The sequence below is a fragment of the Paenibacillus andongensis genome, assembly GCF_025369935.1.
Taxonomy (GTDB): Bacteria; Bacillota; Bacilli; order Paenibacillales; family NBRC-103111; genus Paenibacillus_E; species Paenibacillus_E andongensis.
The window spans coordinates 527,221-546,170 of the sequence record NZ_CP104467.1 but is presented as its reverse complement, the minus strand read 5'-3'; the positions used below and the strand labels follow the sequence as shown (position 1 = coordinate 546,170).

At 45.2% G+C, this 18,950-nt stretch carries 16 protein-coding genes, 1 pseudogene and 1 riboswitch; of the genes and pseudogenes, 5 read left to right on the top strand and 12 right to left on the bottom strand.

Features of this window, described 5'->3' with window-relative positions:
• From NYR53_RS02540 to NYR53_RS02530, 3 genes are all read left to right on the top strand, one after another.
• Complete coding sequence (locus NYR53_RS02540) at window positions 1-1,566, top strand: copper amine oxidase N-terminal domain-containing protein (protein WP_261303788.1); 1,566 nt, start codon at window positions 1-3, stop codon at window positions 1,564-1,566.
• Between the two features lie 8 nt (window positions 1,567-1,574).
• Window positions 1,575-2,090: an LSm family protein gene (locus tag NYR53_RS02535; RefSeq protein ID WP_261303787.1), complete on the top strand. Its 516-nt coding sequence runs from the start codon at window positions 1,575-1,577 to the stop codon at window positions 2,088-2,090.
• 176 nt (window positions 2,091-2,266) lie between these two features.
• Window positions 2,267-3,868 (top strand): copper amine oxidase N-terminal domain-containing protein, encoded by a 1,602-nt coding sequence (locus tag NYR53_RS02530; RefSeq protein ID WP_261303786.1) that lies wholly within the window; start codon window positions 2,267-2,269, stop codon window positions 3,866-3,868.
• Between the two features lie 65 nt (window positions 3,869-3,933).
• On the opposite strand, the gene NYR53_RS02525 is transcribed toward NYR53_RS02530, so the two are convergent.
• Entirely contained in the window at window positions 3,934-5,289 is a 1,356-nt protein-coding gene (locus NYR53_RS02525) for an 8-oxoguanine deaminase (protein ID WP_261303785.1), read from the bottom strand.
• Window positions 5,290-5,351: 62 nt separating this feature from the next.
• A riboswitch (purine riboswitch) is annotated at window positions 5,352-5,448 on the bottom strand.
• Between the two features lie 227 nt (window positions 5,449-5,675).
• Here NYR53_RS02525 and NYR53_RS02520 point away from each other — a divergent pair.
• Both NYR53_RS02520 and NYR53_RS02515 read left to right on the top strand, forming a co-directional pair.
• Window positions 5,676-5,876: a cold-shock protein gene (locus NYR53_RS02520; protein ID WP_029196201.1), complete on the top strand. Its 201-nt coding sequence runs from the start codon at window positions 5,676-5,678 to the stop codon at window positions 5,874-5,876.
• A 65-nt stretch (window positions 5,877-5,941) separates the two neighbouring features.
• The gene (locus NYR53_RS02515; protein ID WP_261303784.1) at window positions 5,942-6,142 is read left to right on the top strand and encodes a cold-shock protein; all 201 of its coding nucleotides are present in this window, start codon (window positions 5,942-5,944) and stop codon (window positions 6,140-6,142) included.
• A gap of 75 nt (window positions 6,143-6,217) precedes the next feature.
• Here the strand turns inward: NYR53_RS02515 and NYR53_RS02510 are convergent, their stop codons facing one another.
• The 11 genes and pseudogenes from NYR53_RS02510 to NYR53_RS02460 all read right to left on the bottom strand — a co-directional run bounded on the left by NYR53_RS02510 (window position 6,218) and on the right by NYR53_RS02460 (window position 18,885).
• The gene (locus tag NYR53_RS02510; protein WP_261303783.1) at window positions 6,218-7,066 is read right to left on the bottom strand and encodes an SDR family oxidoreductase; all 849 of its coding nucleotides are present in this window, start codon (window positions 7,064-7,066) and stop codon (window positions 6,218-6,220) included.
• Window positions 7,042-8,138: pseudogene (gene uxuA / locus NYR53_RS02505) on the bottom strand (mannonate dehydratase). Before uxuA ends, NYR53_RS02510 begins: the two are co-directional and overlap by 25 nt.
• A complete protein-coding gene (locus NYR53_RS02500) occupies window positions 8,135-9,166 on the bottom strand; it encodes a zinc-binding alcohol dehydrogenase family protein (RefSeq protein WP_437180122.1) in 1,032 nt (343 codons plus the stop codon). The pseudogene uxuA and the gene NYR53_RS02500 overlap by 4 nt, the downstream one beginning before the upstream one ends.
• 31 nt (window positions 9,167-9,197) lie before the next feature.
• Window positions 9,198-11,042, bottom strand: coding sequence for a TRAP transporter large permease (locus NYR53_RS02495; RefSeq protein ID WP_261303781.1), 1,845 nt, complete (start codon window positions 11,040-11,042; stop codon window positions 9,198-9,200).
• A 105-nt stretch (window positions 11,043-11,147) separates the two neighbouring features.
• On the bottom strand, window positions 11,148-12,176 hold the full coding sequence (locus NYR53_RS02490) for a TRAP transporter substrate-binding protein (protein WP_261303780.1): 1,029 nt from the start codon (window positions 12,174-12,176) through the stop codon (window positions 11,148-11,150).
• A 227-nt stretch (window positions 12,177-12,403) separates the two neighbouring features.
• On the bottom strand, window positions 12,404-13,099 hold the full coding sequence (locus NYR53_RS02485) for a GntR family transcriptional regulator (RefSeq protein ID WP_261303779.1): 696 nt from the start codon (window positions 13,097-13,099) through the stop codon (window positions 12,404-12,406).
• 164 nt (window positions 13,100-13,263) lie between these two features.
• Window positions 13,264-13,644 (bottom strand): YflT domain-containing protein, encoded by a 381-nt coding sequence (locus tag NYR53_RS02480; RefSeq protein ID WP_261303778.1) that lies wholly within the window; start codon window positions 13,642-13,644, stop codon window positions 13,264-13,266.
• A 57-nt stretch (window positions 13,645-13,701) separates the two neighbouring features.
• On the bottom strand, window positions 13,702-13,866 hold the full coding sequence (locus NYR53_RS02475; RefSeq protein ID WP_082562263.1) for a DUF1328 domain-containing protein: 165 nt from the start codon (window positions 13,864-13,866) through the stop codon (window positions 13,702-13,704).
• 110 nt (window positions 13,867-13,976) lie between these two features.
• Entirely contained in the window at window positions 13,977-14,543 is a 567-nt protein-coding gene (locus NYR53_RS02470) for a DUF1003 domain-containing protein (RefSeq protein ID WP_261303777.1), read from the bottom strand.
• A 698-nt stretch (window positions 14,544-15,241) separates the two neighbouring features.
• Window positions 15,242-16,132 (bottom strand): CheR family methyltransferase, encoded by an 891-nt coding sequence (locus tag NYR53_RS02465; RefSeq protein ID WP_261306253.1) that lies wholly within the window; start codon window positions 16,130-16,132, stop codon window positions 15,242-15,244.
• Window positions 16,102-18,885 carry a CHASE3 domain-containing protein gene (locus NYR53_RS02460; protein ID WP_261303776.1) on the bottom strand — a complete coding sequence of 928 codons (2,784 nt, stop codon included), beginning with the start codon at window positions 18,883-18,885 and terminating at the stop codon, window positions 16,102-16,104. Before NYR53_RS02460 ends, NYR53_RS02465 begins: the two co-directional genes overlap by 31 nt.
• Between the last annotated feature and the right edge of the window lie 65 nt (window positions 18,886-18,950).

Genomic DNA, 18,950 nt, shown 5'->3' with positions numbered 1-18,950 from the left:
ATGTACAAAAAGAAATTGACTTGGTGGATCTCCGCCGCAATGGTTCTAATGATGCTTACTTTATCAGGCTGTCAGGCTGTGCAAGGATTAGACCTTGCTGGGGCCATCAAGAATGACTGGGCTGTGAAGTCCTCAGAATCCAAAGGTACCCTGCAGGTCGAGTTTGTGCCCGGCGACACTTCGAAGCTATCCGCTGAAGAGCAGAAGGCGCTAACTGCCTTGCAAAACGTGAAAATCGATCTCACCAATGTGAAAACACAAGATGCACAGCACCTTTCGGCAGATGGTACGATTACATACAGTAAGGGCACAATTCCTTTCAAACTTGCAACCGAGGGCACCAAGATCATTTTGAATGTCGAGGGCGCGAAGAAACCGATTGTTTTCGATGTTTTAGGAGGTTCTAATTTATCGTTTACTAAGCTGTTACCGACAGCCGTGCAAGATCAGTTCGGCAACAAAATTGCGGAGATTAAATCTGCGATTATTGGACTTATTTTAGCTAATACGCCTAATCCGTCGAACATATCGGTCACACCTGTCACAGACAAAGTGAACGGCGAGTCTCTCTCTCTGCAAAAAGCGCATATCGAGCTTAGCGGCACGGAACTGGCTTCCCTTCTCAAAAAGCTGCTGAGTAATGTTCTCGCTGATGAAGCTGGTTTGAAAGAACTGATTAGCCAATTGTACGATGCCCTCTCACCTATTATTGAGGAGCAAATCAAGGGGGGATCTACTGACTTTTCGCTAAAAATTTTAAGCAATAAAAAGTTAGCTGTTGAACTTGTCTATCCACCTGTTCAAGATTTCTTGAAGAAAACAGCTGCGTCCTTGGAAGAAATGATTGCCGGAGATGCTTCGGGCGAGCAGGGCATTCTGCCGATTCAGGCTTTATTTAGCAGTAAATCCGCCCTTCAAGCAGATATCTACACAGACGCTGATAAACAAGTTCGCAAGCAAAGCCTTGCGCTCAATGTTCCTCTTACGAATACGAGCTCAGGCGTTGCTGCTCTCAAGCTGTCTTATGTAAGTGAGACGTGGAATATTAATAAGCCGGTCACGGCAAATACCATCGACATTTCTGACGGTGCGCTAAATATAGGTATGGAAGCTTCATCTATCTACAGCTTATTGAATAACCTAGATAAGCAGTCTCTCATTTACAAGTTTCTCAAGGAAGATTTGAAAGTGACGAAAAAAGAAGTCAATCTGAAGTTGAACGAAGGTGCTTCCGGGGCTGAATCTGATACCCCACAGCCTTTTATTAATTCAGATAACAAAACGATGGTACCTGTGAGATTTATTTCCGAAAAGCTTGGCGCTGAGGTCGGCTGGAACGGAGATCTTCAGCAAGTTACCATCAAAGACCTGTTGTCAGGCGCAACAATCATTCTGAAGCTAGACAGTAAGATCGCAAGTGTCAACGGCGCTTCTGTCGAGTTGGAAAGTGCGGCTGCGCTCCATAACGGATCCACTTTCGTGCCGATTCGATTCATCGCGGAGCAGCTCGGCGGCAAAGTTTCCTTCAATGACGATACGCGTGTAGTTACGATTAAGCGCGACTAACCTGTTGAATGGACACGAGTTGGCGATACACCTTTTTTGGGCGGCTGAATAGTCTAGTAGTGAACCTAGGCAAACAGCCTGCTGCTAAGCGCAGCCGCACGAAAAAGGAGCGAAACCGTATGTATACGAATCCATCGCAACACCCTGTCCATCCAGTTCATCCAGTTCATCCTGTTCATCCTGTTCATCCAGTTCATCCAGTTCATCCTGGTCATCCTGGTCATCACGGGCCTCATGTTCTTTTCCAGGCAGAACCAAATTGGCAGCACATGTTAAGGCAGAAAAAAAATACGATCTTAGGTGCACTCCACCCTCATATCGGTCGTACTATTCGTGTCACAACGTTAGAAGGACATACGCATGAAGGGGTTTTGGTTAACGTGGATGGACACCATGCTTACCTTCAAGTGACTCCTCATGGACATCCTCATGGTCAGCATAGACCCATCTATACACCAGCTCAATACAACCAAATCATTACGCTTGTCCTCTTCGAACTATTGGTTATCTTACTGCTTTCCTAAGACAAGGCTCGTTCTCATCAGGTCGTCAAGACCTCTGAGAGCGAGCTTTTCTATTAGGTGTATTTTGAACCGTTGTAAAATTTTTCTAATCGAAGCGCATCCTTCCCTCTTTTTTTGCGTATAATCTATCACTGCTATTTTTTACTAGCTATTATATCTAAGGAGTAGATTTGTAGATGCAAAGAAAGAGATTTAGTTGGTGGATTTCCACTGCATTAGTTATTATGCTTTTGGCGTTAACGGGGTGTCAGGCTGTTCAAGGGCTAGATTTGGGACAAGCTATTCAAAATAGTGCCTCCATTCAATCCGCCGAATCCAAAGGCTCACTTGAAATGGATATCATCACAGGTAACACAGATGGCTTATCTGCTGACGAGAAACAGTTAATTGACGTCTTGCATCATGTGAAATTAGAGCTGAAGAGCGCTAAAATGCAAGATAAGCAGCACATCTCTGTAGACGGTGCTCTTACTTACAGCAAGGGATCTATCCCCTTCCAGCTGGGCGTAAATGGGACCAAACTAACGATACAGATCGAAGGTGCTAAGAAACCGCTTTTCTTTGACCTGATGGCGGCGCAATCTGGCTTAGCTGGCTCATCTTCTGCAGCGCTATCTTCCGATATGCAGCAGCAGCTTCTCAAGAAAGTAGAAGAATTGTTACCTTCATTGCTCAAATTCTTCTTAACCAATGCTCCTAATCCGGAACATTTCGCTGTTTCTTCCGTGTCCGAGCCTGTGAATAGTGAAACTCTATCTATGCAAAAGGCCCACATAGAGATTAAAGGCAATGAACTCGTAGGCCTTCTGAAAACATTCCTAACGAACATTCTCGCTGATGAAAAGGGTATGAAGGAATTAATTGGTCAGCTCTATGATGTATTGGTTCCTGTTATTAAAGAACAGATGAAAGCTTTCCCCGCTAAAGGTGGGTCAAGTTCTGAATTGCCAGACCTTATGATGGCTTACCTTGATAACAAGACGTTAGCTGTTGAGTTTGTTTACACAACCGTTCAGCAATTTCTTCGGAAAGCTCTCGACGATTGGGATACGAATATGCAGAAGACACTTTCCTCCGTATCCGACTCCCAAGTGAAGGCCTTACTGAGTGATAAAACCATGCTCAAGACAGACTTCTTCATCGATAACGATAAACAGATTCGCAAAGTTAATGCAGAGCTTACACTTCCCCTCACAGAGGTTAGTGCCGGAGTCAGTGGGCTTAAATTTACTTACACCAGTGAAATATGGAATATCAATAAGCCTGTTACAGCTAGTGTCATTGATACCTCTGGCGGAGTATTGAACCTAAGTGAGGTAGCGGCCAATAACGATTCCTTTCTTACCTATTTCAACAAAGATTCTAAGTTCTATTCGTTTCTGAGAGATGATTTGAAAATAGCCAAAAAAGACATTCACTTGCTCATGAGTCAGGGCAGCGATGACGACTATGAATTTGATTCCTCCCATCCTTTTATCAATGAGGATCAAGTGTCCATGGTGCCCGTTCGATTCCTTTCGGAGAGGCTTGGCGCGCAAGTGAAGTGGAACGCAGCATCAAAGGAAATCACAGTGAAAGACGAACTTAACGACAAGACGATTATTCTGACACTTAATAGTAAAACAACGAGCGTTAACGGATCTCCTGTTCAATTGGACAGTGCTCCGATCCTGAAGAATGGCGCCACTTTCGTTCCGCTTCGTTTTATCGCCGAGCAGCTTGGCTGTAAGGTTAGTTTCGATACTAAATCAGGCAGTGTAACCATTACTAGAGAATAGCCTGCTTTTAAGCCAAAAAGCTCGCCCTCATTCGGTCTATAAGACCGGTGTGGAGCGAGCTTTATTCATTGCCGGATGAATCTTTCGAACGAATCCTGACATTCTCTCGCTAATTGCTCATCGTCAGCTCCAACCAGTCTGCCGTTCTCGACGACAACCTTTCCATTCACAATCGTATAATCCACCGGACGTTTGAGTCCTACTGTACCTAGCCATGACTTCGGATCCGTCAGAGTCCCTACAGCGTCAATTTGATCTACACGCACCATGAACAAGTCAGCTGCCTTGCCAATCTCCAACGACCCGATGTCGCTTCTTCCTAGTATTGCAGCACCTCCTCTGGTTGCTACCTTCAAAAGATCATATCCAGTCGGAGCTTGACTGCTTGACTGAAGCCTGTGCAAGAGATACGAGACTCGGAGCTCCTCTAGCAGGTTCGAGCCATCGTTTGAGGCGCTCCCGTCAACGGCTAAGCCCACTGGAATCCCCATCGCAAGCATTTCGGGAACTCTGGCTATGCCGGACGAAAGCTTCATGTTCGAAATCGGGCAATGCGCGATTCCTGTTTGGGTATGTGCCAGCAGCTTCATTTCGTCATCGTTAAAATGTATCCCATGCGCATACCACACATCGGGGCCTAACCAGCCCAGACTTTCCATGTAGGCCAAAGGCCGCATGCCGAAACGTTCGAGCGTGTAGGCTTCCTCGTTGTTCGTCTCAGCTAGATGCGTGTGCAGCCGCACACCCTTGGACCTGGCGAGCTTCGCCGATTCCAGCATGATATCCGCGGATACGCTGAACGGTGAACACGGAGCGAGCACGACCTGCCGCATGGAGCCTGCGCCGGCATCGTGGTAGAGATCAATTAGCCTCTCACTATCGGCTAGTATCGTATCTATGTCTTGAACAACGCTCATGGGAGGCAGCCCTCCCTGATCCTTGCCAAGCGTCATGGATCCTCTCGAAGCAACGAAACGGATACCAAGGCGCTCCGCGGCTTCGAACTGTTTATCTATAAAATGGGCACTATTTTGCTGAGGGAACACATAATGATGGTCGAAAACCGTCGTACAGCCATTCTTCATCAGATCAGCGATCCCTGTAAGCGAGCTATGGTACACAGCGTCCGGTGTAATCCCTTTCCAAATTTCGTAGAGATAACGCAGCCAGTCGAATAACTCCAGCTTCTGCACCTGCGGCAGATTGCGCGTGAACGTCTGATACAAATGATGATGCACGTTAATGAGACCGGGGTATACGAACATTTGAGACGCATCAATCACCTGGTCTGCCTCATACAGGTCCTTCCCTATCTTCACGATCCGATTGTCTTCAATCAGGATATTCGCCTGTTTCAGCACACGATCCTCCGCATCCACCGTTACAATTGCTTTTGCACCACGAATCATCAATGAACTCATTCCATCTTCCTCCTCAACGTAAATGAGGAAACCAAAAAAAATCCTAACAACAAACACAATATATATGCATATATTGTGTTCGTAGTTAGGATTTAGGTTCCCAGTAGAGCCCCCGAACCGAATTATCGAGGTTATACGAACTATGAAGTTGTGTCTTACGACTTACAATTAGCCCCAGTATAGAGCAGAGAATGGCGGTAAGTCAACATTTATTGCTGCTACGACTTTGTGATAAATGTTTCGTTACATGAATTTTTAGTAAAAATGGAATAAGCTCCCCTATAAATGGATATATTATCAAAGCTGCGTTAACAAGCTATCGGGACCTATGTGGTCTTCGGAAACAGGAGCGCAGGCACAAATTATTGTTGGAGGTTTTTGTATACATGGAAACAGGCACGGTTAAATGGTTTAATGCAGAAAAAGGTTTTGGTTTCATTGAAATGGAAGGCGGCAAAGATGTCTTCGTTCACTTCAGCGCTATTACTGGGGAAGGCTTCAAAAGCTTGGATGAAGGCCAAAGCGTACAGTTTGAAGTTGTTCAAGGTAACCGCGGACCGCAAGCTGAAAATGTAGTCAAGCTGTAGTCCTTCACCACATATTGCTTTAACTGCTTGCGAGTCTGAGTCTACTATGACAAGGAGGAGTTCGATTGTACTTTTCAAAGAAATCGTTGGAACCTGTCCCCGAGGAGCAAACCAGCATCTGGACCTGCAGCACCGAACAGTGCTCATGCTGGATGAGAGATAATTTTTCATTCGCTGAGAGTCCTGCATGTCCAATTTGCAATTCATCCATGGTCAAGGATTTAAAGATGCTCCCAACCTTATCGAACACAAGCAGCAGGCGATGAATGCAAGAAGGTAGCCATTGATTTCACGAGAAACCCTTGCGTCTCCGAATGGAGGCGTTAAGGGTTTTTGTTTCCTCATACGCCAGAATAAGACATAAACCCGCCATCTACAGGAATCGTGATTCCAGTAACAAAGCCTGACATATTTTCGTCTGCTAACCAAATTAAGGTTCCGAGGAGGTCCTCGGAATGGCCGAATCTCCTCATAGGTGTATGAGATAATATCTTTTGTGATCTTTCTGTTAGGGAGCCGTCTTCATTGGTTAACAAACGTTTGTTTTGCTCGGTCAGGAAAAAACCTGGAGCAATCGCATTCACTCTGATACCTGCCTCCGCCATATGCACGGCCAGCCATTGGGTGAAATTTTCAATACCCGCCTTGGCCGAACTGTATGCAGGAACCTTCGTCATCGGGCTTGGCGCACTCATGGAAGACATGTTTATGACAATGGCCCCTTTTTTGCCCAGCATCTTTCTCGTAAACACCTGTGTCGGGATAAGCGTACCCAAGATGTTTAGGTTAAACACATAGTTGAAACCTTCTTCCGTCAAATCAAAAAAGGTTGTTATTTCTTTATTTGTGAGATCATCCTTTTTAAACGTTTCGTTCGTTGTGATTCCTTTCGGATGATTTCCGCCCGCACCATTGATTAGGATATCGCATGCTCCGAACGTTTCGGAGACGATCTTCTCCGCATCTTTGACGTTGTCAGCATTAAGAACATCGCAAGTGACAGCTATTGCTTCACCGCCCATGTTTCTGATCTTGTCAGCGACAGCTTCTCCCTTTTCTGCCGTCCGATTCAGGATGGCCACCTTTACCCCTTGCCTTCCAAGCTCTACAGCCATTGCTCCGCAAAGGACTCCGCCTCCGCCAGTAACAACTGCTATTTTACCTTTTAAATTTTCATTAATCGATAACATGTGCTTCCTCCCGTCTAGACCGCTCCAAAGAATCCCAGATTCCCCACAAATACATGATTCCAAGTGCTCTGTCATATAACCCATAGCCCGGTCTGCATGCTTCGTCGAAAATATGTCTTCCATGATCCGGTCGTGCATACCCCGTAAAGCCAATTTCATGATAAGCTTTCACAATTTCGCAAATGTCTACGGTCCCGTCCTGCGCTCGGTGGGAGGTTTCGATGAAATCCCCATTCTCGTAAACTCTTACATTCCTTATATGCGCAAAAGGAATGCGGTCTCCGAATTCTCTAACCATCGCAGGTATTTTGTTGGCCGGGTTTGCTCCCAAAGAACCGCTGCAAAGCGTAAGGCCGTTATATGGGCTATCTACCATTCTCAGCAATCTTCGAAAATTATCGGCGCTCGTCATGATTCTCGGCAATCCAAAAATAGACCACGGCGGATCATCCGGGTGAATCGCCATTTTGATATCATATTCTTCAGCCACTGGAATGATTTGCTCCAAGAAATACTGGAGATTCTCCCACAACTTCTCTTCATCTATCCCTTTATATGCTTCAAACAGTTCTGAAAGATACTTCAATCTTTCCGGTTCCCAACCAGGCATCGTGAAATTTGGATTTCCGGCAATTTTAGAAACGAGCTCCATGGGGTCCATATCGTCTACCTTGGCCTTTTCAAAGAAAAGAGCCGTTGAACCGTCCTCTAGTTCCTTGTACAGATCCGTCCGCACCCAATCAAACACAGGCATGAAATTATAGCAAATCACCTTCACACCAACTTGAGCTAGATTTCTTATCGTTTGTTTATAATTTTCAATGTAACGGTCTCTCGTAGGAAGCCCTTGCTTAATATCCTCATGGATATTTACGCTCTCTACGACCTCAATATGAAAGCCATACTGGTCGGCCTGCTTCTTCACTTCGTGAATTCTCTCCACAGGCCACAATTCTCCCGCAGGGAGATCGTGCAGAGCCCATACAAGGCCTTCAACGCCTGGAATCTGCTTAATGTGCCGCGGGGGAATGGGGTCGTTACCCTCCCCGTACCAACGGAATACCATTCTCACTTCTGCATCCCTCCGACTTCCAGAACTACTTTACGTACCTCATTCGGACTTGTTTCAATTAGTTTAATCGCTTGATGAATATCCTCTAACGCAAAGCGGTGCGTCACGAAAGAATTGACCTTCATATTGCCACTGTTAAACCACTCGATGACCTCAGCAAACTTATCCGACTGCAAACGGGAGCCCACAACGGTCAGTTCTTTCTTAGTAATGTGAAACTGAGCAATTTGGGAAGGTGCATCACTGAAGCCGAGCACTACAACTCTTCCTGCAACGGAGGTCATTTCAACAGCTTGCTCAAATGTCTTGACTGTACAAACCGCATCGATCGTTACATTAGGACCCACACCGTCCGTAATACGTTCGATTTCAACATTAATATTGTCCTTCAGGGGATTTAAGACATAATCGGCGCCAAGTGACCTAGCGTAGTCCAGCTTATCGTCGCTTAAATCCGAAATCATGCAGACAGCCCCTTTAATCTTCGCCACTTGCAATGCGCACAATCCGATCGGGCCGGCCCCCATAATAAACACGAAATCTCCAGCTTTAACATCGCCGCGCCAATTGGCCTGAGCACCGATGGTGAACGGCTCAACCAGAACCGCTTCATGCCAATCGAGACGGCTGTCTACTTTATGGACGATCTTCTCTGGAAGAACAATATACTCCTGGTAAGCCCCATCTTTGTGAACCCCGTATACTTCAAGCTGTGTGCATACATTTTTACGGCCGGACCTGCAAGCGTAGCAGGTTCCGCACCATTGGATGGGTTCCATAACGACCTTATCGCCAACCGCTAATCGTTTCACATCCGAGCCAATTTCAGCGATTTCTCCCACCATTTCGTGACCGATCACGCGTGGATATGTCGCTACCGGCGACGTACCATGATAAATATGCATATCGGAGCCACAAATGCCGACCAAACGAACTTGAATCAGCACTTCGTCTCCCCGGTTTATGCCGGGCATTTCCTTCTCAATAATTTCGATCTTTCCCGGAGTTACGACTTGTATGGCTTTCAATGCTGCTCACTCCACTCTCTATATCTAATTTCTAATTTAGATGCATTATTTTAGGTACAACGAGACTAAACCATGGTATGAAAGCTGCCAGAAGCAAGCCGATGAACAACACAATCAGGTACGGCACCATAGCTCGGGAAGTGTCTTCCACTTTTGTGCCGCTTACCGAACAAGCAATATAAAGTCCTATACCTATCGGCGGGGAGAAAGCTCCAAGTCCCATGGCAATGATCAATACGATACCATACTGCAAGGGATCAATACCGAATTGCGGCGCAAGCGGAACCAGAAGTGGAGCAAAGACTAACAGGGCAGGTATGCCTTCCAGCAAAGCCCCCATAATAATTAAGATAATGACAGTAGCTAACATGAAAATCAGGCTCGAATGCCCAGCCAAACTGACCATAAATTGGGCAATTTTTTGCGGCAGACTTGCCGCCGTTAAAGTCCAGGAAAAAGCGCTGGCGGCACTCGTAATGAAAAGAAGCATGCCAGCTTTCACAGATGTGTCCACCATGATTTCCCAGAGCTTCTTCCAGGTCAGTTCTTTATAAAACAAACCCGCCGCTAGCAAAGAGTAAACAACGGCGAAGCTAGAAACCTCAGTTGGCGTAGCAATGCCTGTGACGATCCCGCCGATCAATAAAACAGGAACCAGCAAGGCCGGAATAGCAATCACCCCACGCTTGCCGACCTCAGACAGAGGCACACCTCTCGTTCCCGGATATTTTTTAGCCAAACGTGCTTTGATATAAATCGCTACCATTAAACAAATGGCAATCATCGCAGCTGGCAAAAGCCCAGCCATAAACAGAGAACCTACAGAAATTGTCGTGATGGATCCCACAATCAGCATTGGCAGACTTGGAGGGATCGTTTCCCCCATAACCGTAGCGGAGGCCAGAACGGCAGCACCTTCGTTTGGTTCATATCCGTTATCTTTCAGCATCGGGTTCAAAGTTGAACCTACAGCTGCCACATCGGCTGCCTTGGAGCCGGAAAGACCAGCAAAAATATACATCGTAACGACCATAGATTGAAGCAGCCCGCCACGAATCCTCCCAACGATAGAGACAACAAAATCAGCCAGCCGTTTGCCTAATCCTCCTTCCGTCATGATATATCCAGCCATCATGAAAAATGGAATGGCCAATAAGACGAAATTAAGGACACCATTTTGCATAGTCATTGGAATCTGTGTCAGACTTCCTCTACCTGAAAGATATAGGTACATCATGGAAACAACAGAAAGCACGAAGCCAACGGGTACTCCAAGGGCGAGTTGTACGGCAAAGGATCCAAACACGATCCAATTTACGAGAGCAGAGTTTCCAAATGGTCCCCCTAAATGATTGATTAGTATCAATATTCCCAGCAAAACCAGTACGACGATAGCGCTTATAAGTACAGGAGGACGTTTCAAGCGCCATAATCTTTGCAAAGCGTAAACAGCGATTAAAGCCATCCCCACCGTTAGGGGAATAACAAACCAACCCATACGGAGGTCCAGAACTGCCGTATGTTCATTCCAACGCATTTTGATGACTGCAATAGAAAAGTAGGCACCTAGCACGGATCCTGTAAACACCACCCATTCGACAAACGCATCAATGGTCGGCCTCCATGCCTTCGGTAAACGGTCAATTACAGAGTGAACTGCAATGTACTCGTTGCGGGTATAGGCTAGAGCTCCACCCAAAAAAGCTACGGCCGTGAGAGCCAACTGCCCCAGCTCGTCAGCCCAAAGAACCGGTGCATGAAATACTTCCCTAGCAATGATGTTGCCGAAAATAATCACGAGTTCGCCAATAACGGCGAAGCCTACCAAGATACCTAGCACGGTGTCCAACCACCGTTTGAACGAGTTTTCTTTCATAAGTACTTTACACCGCCTGTTAAGAGAAGTTGCCAAGTTGACTTAGGCTCTGTTCCTTTGTGAAACCGAATGTCATGAAGGCAACTTCTCAATCATTTTGTTTGATTACTTTGTATCGACAATTTGCTGATACTGACCTGGAATCCACTTGAGGGACTTTTCTAATTGTTCTGGCAAGCCCTGCATCTTATCTAAAAATGCTTGGCGATCAACGTTAACAAATTTCATGCCCTTCTTCTCAAGATCCGTGCGGAATTGAGTTTCTCCATCTTTGACCACACTTATTTCGTAAGTAGTAGCTTCCTTCAGTGCATCATCGACAACTTTTTTCAGATCCGCTGACAAGCTGCTGTAAAATTTGTCACTGACAGTAATTAAATAAGGTCCATATACATGCTGCGTATCCATCACGTACTTTTGAACTTGGAAAAAGCTAGACGTAGAGATGATAGCCAATGGGTTCTCTTGTCCGCCAACAACCCCTTGCTGGAGCGCAGTGTAAAGCTCGGAAAGGTTCAACGCCGTCGGAATTGCCCCTAGCTTTTTCCATGTTTCCACATAGGTTGTCTGCGTTGGAACTCTTAGCTTATAACCTTGCAGATCGGCAGGCGTCTTAATCTCTTTATTTGCGGTTAGATATCGAGGCCCCCGCGCCCAGACCCCAACGAGACGAACACCTTTATCCTTAACAAAAGCTTCATTTAACTGTTGCCCGATAGGTCCGTTATAGACTTTAAGCATATGGTCCGTGTCGCGGAACGCGAATGGCATGGTCAATGCTCCAAACCCAGGCTCAAAAATGTTAACCGGTCCATCTCCGGATATTTCCATCTCCAGACTGCCGCTTTGCTGGGCGTTTATCATATCTTGGTCGCTTCCTAGCTGGGAGTTAGGGAAAGTTTGTACATCAATACGGCCCTTACTATTTTTGTTAACCAGTTCTTTGAACTTTTCGGCACCATTATCGGCATCACTGCCAGTGGATAGGATATATCCCACCCGAAGTACAATAGGCTTGGAATTGCTATTATTAGCGGAGGAATTATCTGCCGGCGCACTTTTTCCACAGCCTGTAAGCGCTAACGAAACAACCAGCGTAACTGAAGCCACTACAGTAAAAATTCTCTTTTTCATATACTCATGCTCCTCAAATGTTTAGTTGTTTTATCTGCTTTGGCACATCTATTAGATCCCCATTACACTTGGTTACTTCCAACGAACCTTTCTTCATTAGTATTCCGCATTCCCCCCTTCAATCTTTTAAATATACTAGTATACTAGTTTGCCCAATCGTTTATTTCGAAAGCATTCAAAATAAACGATTGGAACTGTAATCGTATTCATTTGATGAAAAAATTTCATTACATACGGAAATAATGGGTATATTTCTTGATAAGATCGTTCATACTTCCCTCAAGCAAGAGGATGTGTTCACTCAGCAAACGTTCTGTTAATTCTACGTTGTTGGAGATTATAGCACCAAATATACCCTCATGCTCAGCCACGAGTCGTCTCATATGCTTCGTTTCCTGAAGCTCCAAATATCGCATGCGATTCAAATGGCCCCTCATTTGGTTAATGATGGATATCAACGTGACATTTCCTAAAGTTTCAAGCAAGGTATAGTGAAATTTTTCGTCCAACTGAAAGAAAGTATCGAAATTTTGCTCGTCAACCATTTTCTTCTGGTCATCCAAAATTCCCTTCACTTGCGTATATAGGCTTTGAAACCTTGCTTCTTCCGGGTTCCACAGTTTGGCAACTTCCTTGAATGCGTTCGCCTCTAAGCTTATCCTGACAAAGCGGGCCTCATCGATTTTCTTCTTAGACATATAAGCGATCCGGGCGCCACGCTGCGGTTCGACTTCGATTAATTCCTCGGCCATCAACCTACGGAATGCTTCCCGAATTGGTGTACGGCTCACACCCAATGTGCTGCCTAGTTCAGCTTCATATACCATCTGTCCGGGCTCCAAGCGTAATGAGACAATGGCGTCTCTTATCACATGATAAGCGTTATCGGATAATGTTTCTCGTTTCGTTGTTATGTTTGGCAAATCCATGCTCTCACCTGATTTCTATTGTAAACGCTTTATAATTATAATACTAGCATACTTGTATACTAGTCAATACATTTATTTGAACTAGACAGAAAAGAGACCCCGTGAAGGAGTCCCCCTTGCATTCCTTTTATCATTCAATAGCTTGGATTAACGTTTCCTCATAAAATAGTGCGTTGAAAGTCTGCACCATCATACGCTCTAACCTCCGTGGAAGGGGTAGCCAGAACAAGGATTTTCCCCTTATCCAGCTCGCTTTCCAAACGACTGGCTTCCATTTCAGGCACACCGAGTGCTCTCATCTTCGCCCGCAGCTCTTCGCCGCGAGAACGGAACAGATTAGCGATCGACGTCAGTACACCCTCTTCCGCCATGGTAATCTGCTCAGCACCCGTGTAGTTGGCAACGAAGTCAGTACCCTCAGCACTATGCGTCAGCACATAAATATGCTCTCGCTCAAAGCCTTCTCTGTACAATTGCTGTACTTTATTCTGTGCCTCTTGAAGATTCGATGTCACACTCACTCTGGTATAAGTATTCATGGTATTTCCTCCTCTTTGGCTATAATTTATTGGGAAAAAACTGTGTAAAAGTTAGTATTAAAAGCCTTTGCGTCTTCCAAAAATCAAGGATACGACGAACATAATCAGGAATACGAAGAATAAGACTTTGGCAATCCCTACCGCTGCCGAGACAATCCCAAAAAATCCAAAAACACCGGCTACAAGCGCAATGATTAGAAACATAATGGCCCAACCTAACATAGGAAACACCCTTTCTTATCATCGAATTTGGTTGTTCTTGCTATGTTATCTATTAACCACATCGCCTAGTAATGAAACACTTTTCAGCTGAAAAATATGGCTTCAATCATTTAATGATCCTCTGTTATGTTATCTTCAGCTTGCCGTGTTAAGATTTGCTTTTCCATTCTTTCCAGCCTTTTATCAAGGCGGTCGAACAGTGCCTTAAGCTCCATATTCTCTTGTTCGGCTCGGTAATTAATCGCAAAATCAAGGATCGCCTCCTGCTTATCTCGCGCCGCTTGACGATTCTGACTCATTAGAATAACCGGTGCCTGCAAAGCCGAAATACAAGATAGAATCAAATTCAGCAGGATGAACGGTGGTTTATCAAACGCAAAGCTCATCAGATTAATGACCATCCAAATTCCCAAAAAAGCACAAAACAGCACTATAAATGTCCAACTGCCGCCAAAAGAAGCAATATGATCGGCAAGGCGATCAGCCCTTGAAGACTTCTTCTCCTGCTGTTCAATCAAATGGGACTTAATATTCCCTTGATATTCGTTCACCATGGCCGTTATGCGGTCTAGTTGGTCATTGTCTAGTTTGGTGCTCGGATCGTTGTCGAGTTCCTGAAACAACTTCTCAGGCGTGCAATCGCCTGTAGACTTCTTCTCATCGATATCTGCTTCCATTGGTTTCCCTTCTTTCTGAGTCTAAAGTACAATCTACTTTATATTTAAACGTTCCTCGTGGCTGATGAAACAATCCTTATTTTCACAACTTTAAACCCATAAACCTCATTGTGGTTGGTGCGGGCTAGTTGGGGTGGGTTCATTTGGGCTTTGTTGAGTTTGATTGACTTTGGTTAGCTTTACTAGTTGGATTGTTAGGTTATGTTGGGTTCAATTCAGTTTGGTTTGTTTGGTTTGGTTTGTTTGGGTTGGGTTGGGTTGGGGATATAAATAGCCTGATTCTACATTGTTTGGAGATGGATCCCCTTTAATAGCTGGCCATGGGAAGTGCTCCAATCGGAGGTTGTAGTAGAAATAGTTTCAAAATTTCGGTACTAAGCTGCTGATCTGAGGCTCGTGGGGAACGAGGAGACGCTATTTGGGTTAATATGTCGATATTGGGCTCCTATGCGGAACGTGGGGGCGCTAATTTAGCGTTTTTGCGGTTTTTACACCTCTGAAGCGTGAAATAACGGCTCCTCGTTCCGCGAAACCATGAAATACGCGGTTTCGAGCAAAATAAGGTATCTACGTTCCGCATGGGTTGGGGTTGTTATACTCGCCGCAGAATTCCCCCAATATTAGCTCGCATCGAGCAGGCTCCGCCCCCTCCATACTCAAACAAAAAAACACTCTCCAACGGAGAGTGTCCAGCGAAATCATCTTTTACGATAAATACGTTCCTGCGGCACGAAGTCATCGTATTGCACGCCTTCGGGCACGAAGAGGATGGATTCTTTTTTACCTAAGCCTAGATATCCACCTGGAGTTAAACTGCCATGAAATAGGCTGTGGACTTGCTGCTGCAGCTTCGTATCGAAGTAGATCATGACATTGCGGCACAGGATGACATGGAATTCATTAAAGGAGCCGTCCGTTACGAGATTGTGCTGCGCAAACATCAGGTTTTCTTTCATCAGCGGCTGAAAATAAGCGTATTGATGGTCGGTTGTATAATACTCAGAGAAGGCTTTGGTCCCGCCAGATTCCAAGTAGTTTTTCGTATAGACTTGCATCTGCTTCAGCGGGAAAGCGCCTTTTTGAGCGCTCTCAATCGCTTTCTCATTCATATCCGTCGCATAAATCTTCGTTCTCTCAGCCAAGCCTTCTTCCTGCATCAGGATCGCCATCGCGTACACTTCTTCTCCGGTGGCGCAGCCTGCATGCCAAATCCGAATTTCCGGATACTTCCTAAGCTCGGGAACAACTTGGTTACGAAAAGCGCTAAAAAAGCTTGGATCTCGGAACATTTCTGTCACTCGGATGGACATGTCGTTCAGTAATTGTTCCACGAAGCCAGGTGTATGCAGGACTTTTTCTAGCAGTGCTGTGATGGATGGCAATTTCTCTGCTTTCATGCGATTAAGAATGCGCCTGCGTAAGGATGAACGCACATAATGGCGGAAATCAAACCCATACATCTGATATAAGCCTTCCAGGAGCAGGTTAATCTCGATATTTTGCAGCTCATCGTAGGGCAGTTCATCTAATTCGGAGTAATGATCTAGTGACTGGCGAATCAATGTTTCTTCACCTGCTTCGTCAACCATACCCGCATAAGCGAGAATAGCTGATCCATATTCAGCGGCTTGGTGATATAGTCGGAAGCGCCGGACTCCAGACATTTCTCTTTCTCACTCTTCATGGCTTTCGCCGTCAGTGCAATGATGGGTAAATCGTGCAGCTGCAGCTGACCGCGAATCGCTTTCATCGCATCATAGCCCCCCATAACCGGCATCATAATGTCCATTAACACAAGGTCGTAGTCGGAATCTACGGATAAAAGCTCCAGGGCATGCTTGCCGTGATCAGCAATCTCCACGGTAACTCCCTTCGTCTCAAGTGCCGTGACAAGCGCGAAAACATTACGTGCATCATCGTCGACGAGAAGTACCCTTTTACCATGAAATAATTGGGAATCTGAGCTTATGGGTTCAGCTATTGGCTGCTCCGCCATCACGACACTAGGTTCTGTGGAAATAATTACTGTGGTATCTAGTTTCAATTCCTCGCTAGCTGCTGCAATTTCTCCCCGTGCATGAACGTTTTCCTCGCCCTCCGACTCCGATTCACGCGCATTTGGCACGTAGAGGGTGAACGTGCTTCCCTTATGAAGCTCGCTTTTCACGACAATGGATCCACCAAGCAAACGCGTAAACTCACGGCATATGGATAAACCAAGTCCTGTTCCGCCGTATTGACGATTCGTTGTACCATCTACCTGCTGGAACGCTTCGAAAATAACCTGCTGCTTATCGATCGGGATACCTATTCCGGTATCAGTAATCGAAATAGCCAGTACGGTTTCTTCCGGATCTCTATGAAGCAGCTCTTTGACTCGGGAAGGGTCTGCGAGCGCAATTTTCATGGTTACAGAGCCTTGTTCAGTAAATTTAAAAGCATTCGATAATAGATTTTTCACGATTTGCTGCATGCGTTGGCCATCCGTCAAAATCACATTGGGCACATTCGGTTCCAAAATGACCTCGAAATCCAACCCCTTCTTATCCGCTACGGGAGCAAACATGAGCTTCATTAATTGCGGAATTTCGGTCACGTTGACCTCGTCCGTCATAATTTCTATTTTACCCGCTTCTACTTTGGATAAATCAAGAATATCGTCAATCAGCGCGAGTAGATCATTGCCTGCAGCATAAACGACACGTGAATAGTCCACAACTTCCGACATTTGCATGTCACCGTTATTTTCCGCAAGCATTTGCGACAAAATCATAATGCTATTGAGCGGTGTTCGCAGCTCATGGGACATATTCGCCAGAAAATCGGATTTGTACCGTGAACTTGTCTGAAGCTTAAGCGAGAAATCTTCCAGCTCGTCTTTTGCTTTCTTCAATTCTAACGCTTTTTGCTCAGCGAAATGGTTCTGTTCCTCTAGATACTCATTCGTCATCCGCAGCTGTTCTTGCTGCATCTGGAGTTCTTCAGACTGTGTCTGCATCTCTTCCGATTGTGCCTGCAGTTCTTCCGTCAACATCTGTGACTCAGAAAGCAGACGCTCTACTTCCATACGGCTTCGAACACTCGTAATCGCTGTGCCGAATTTCTCTTGCAGCGAATCGACCAACGTTAGATGCTTCGATTGGAAAGGGTGAAGGGAAGCTAACTCAATAACGGCCTCCGCTTTGCCTTCTACCATGATAGGAGCAACCAGTAAGCTTCGAGGTGTGGAGACGCCTAAACCTGACGTTACTTTAATATGGTTCTCCGGAAGATTATCCATCAGGAAAATCCGCTTATCTATAGCACATTGACCGACTAAGCCTTCGCCTAATTGAAAACTAGCAGATGAAGGATCCACCCCGGATGCCGCATATCCTGCTATTTTCACAAACCGAGTCTCGCCCCCAGCGTTATTACGCAGGTATACAACACCATAGACAGCATCTAGCATAGGAGCTAGCTTATTCACAAAGGTTTCACTCAATTCTGTGATATCGTTAATCCCCTGATACAAGGTTGAAACTTCGGTGATATTGGTTTGAATCCAGTTTTGCTTGTCTAAGCTTGCCAGCAAATCATTCGTTGCTTCAGCCAGCACTCTGATCTCGTCATTGGTTCTCACTTCAATTCTTGCTTCTAGATTTCCTTCGGCGGCTGCAATATCTCGAATTGTCTTAATGACGCGATGGATCGTGCTAGTAATCGAATTCGACAAAAATATAGCCACCAGAACCGCAAAGATCGAAGTAATACCCAAAACGCTAAAAAGAACAACTCTAAGATTATAGTTGCTTTTGGCTAATTGATCGACTCTTGCAGCTGTTAACTGCTGTTCAACCCTAAGAAAGGAATCAAACTGCGTGCGCAGCTGATCCATCAATTTTCTTCCTGAATTTTGTTTGAAAAAATCATAAATGGCTACTGTATTGTTTTCTTTTTTCCACTTAACAACGTTATCGACATCATTCTTGATCCAGTTCTGAATCGTTGGTTTGATCTGCTCCAAGCTTTTCTGTTGTGCAGGATTATCACTTATTAATAGATTAAGCTTATTATAATTATCGAGCCATGCGCGGCTGCCGGCCTCATAGGGATCCAAGTACTGTTCATCCCCTGTAATGACGTAGCCTCGCATTCCCGTTTCCATATCGATCACATTTTTTTGTATAACATTAAGGAGATCGCGCACTTCAATATCATGCGACGATATGTAGTCTACTTCCTTCTGAAGAGAGGTTATTCGATCACTCACCACTAAGAGAGCAGCCCCTAAACATAGAATAATACAGACATATCCTAACGTGATTTTCGTCTTTATGTTGATAGGAATAGATGTAAACATGTTGGCCTCCTAGTACAGTTCGTAGAGAATGTTATGTTAACATTCTACTATTCTCACTATACCAC

Bases quoted from the DNA above. Each gene is read 5' to 3' on its own strand.
- NYR53_RS02525 (WP_261303785.1), bottom strand. From the start codon at position 5,289: ATGAGTTCATTGATGATTCGTGGTGCAAAAGCAATTGTAACGGTGGAT.
- NYR53_RS02530 (WP_261303786.1), top strand. From the start codon at position 2,267: ATGCAAAGAAAGAGATTTAGTTGGTGGATTTCCACTGCATTAGTTATT.
- NYR53_RS02535 (WP_261303787.1), top strand. From the start codon at position 1,575: ATGGACACGAGTTGGCGATACACCTTTTTTGGGCGGCTGAATAGTCTA.
- NYR53_RS02470 (WP_261303777.1), bottom strand. From the start codon at position 14,543: ATGGAAGCAGATATCGATGAGAAGAAGTCTACAGGCGATTGCACGCCT.
- NYR53_RS02465 (WP_261306253.1), bottom strand. From the start codon at position 16,132: ATGGTTGACGAAGCAGGTGAAGAAACATTGATTCGCCAGTCACTAGAT.
- NYR53_RS02475 (WP_082562263.1), bottom strand. From the start codon at position 13,866: ATGTTAGGTTGGGCCATTATGTTTCTAATCATTGCGCTTGTAGCCGGT.
- NYR53_RS02480 (WP_261303778.1), bottom strand. From the start codon at position 13,644: ATGAATACTTATACCAGAGTGAGTGTGACATCGAATCTTCAAGAGGCA.
- NYR53_RS02520 (WP_029196201.1), top strand. From the start codon at position 5,676: ATGGAAACAGGCACGGTTAAATGGTTTAATGCAGAAAAAGGTTTTGGT.
- NYR53_RS02540 (WP_261303788.1), top strand. From the start codon at position 1: ATGTACAAAAAGAAATTGACTTGGTGGATCTCCGCCGCAATGGTTCTA.
- NYR53_RS02510 (WP_261303783.1), bottom strand. From the start codon at position 7,066: ATGTTATCGATTAATGAAAATTTAAAAGGTAAAATAGCAGTTGTTACT.
- NYR53_RS02495 (WP_261303781.1), bottom strand. From the start codon at position 11,042: ATGAAAGAAAACTCGTTCAAACGGTGGTTGGACACCGTGCTAGGTATC.
- NYR53_RS02490 (WP_261303780.1), bottom strand. From the start codon at position 12,176: ATGAAAAAGAGAATTTTTACTGTAGTGGCTTCAGTTACGCTGGTTGTT.
- NYR53_RS02460 (WP_261303776.1), bottom strand. From the start codon at position 18,885: ATGTTTACATCTATTCCTATCAACATAAAGACGAAAATCACGTTAGGA.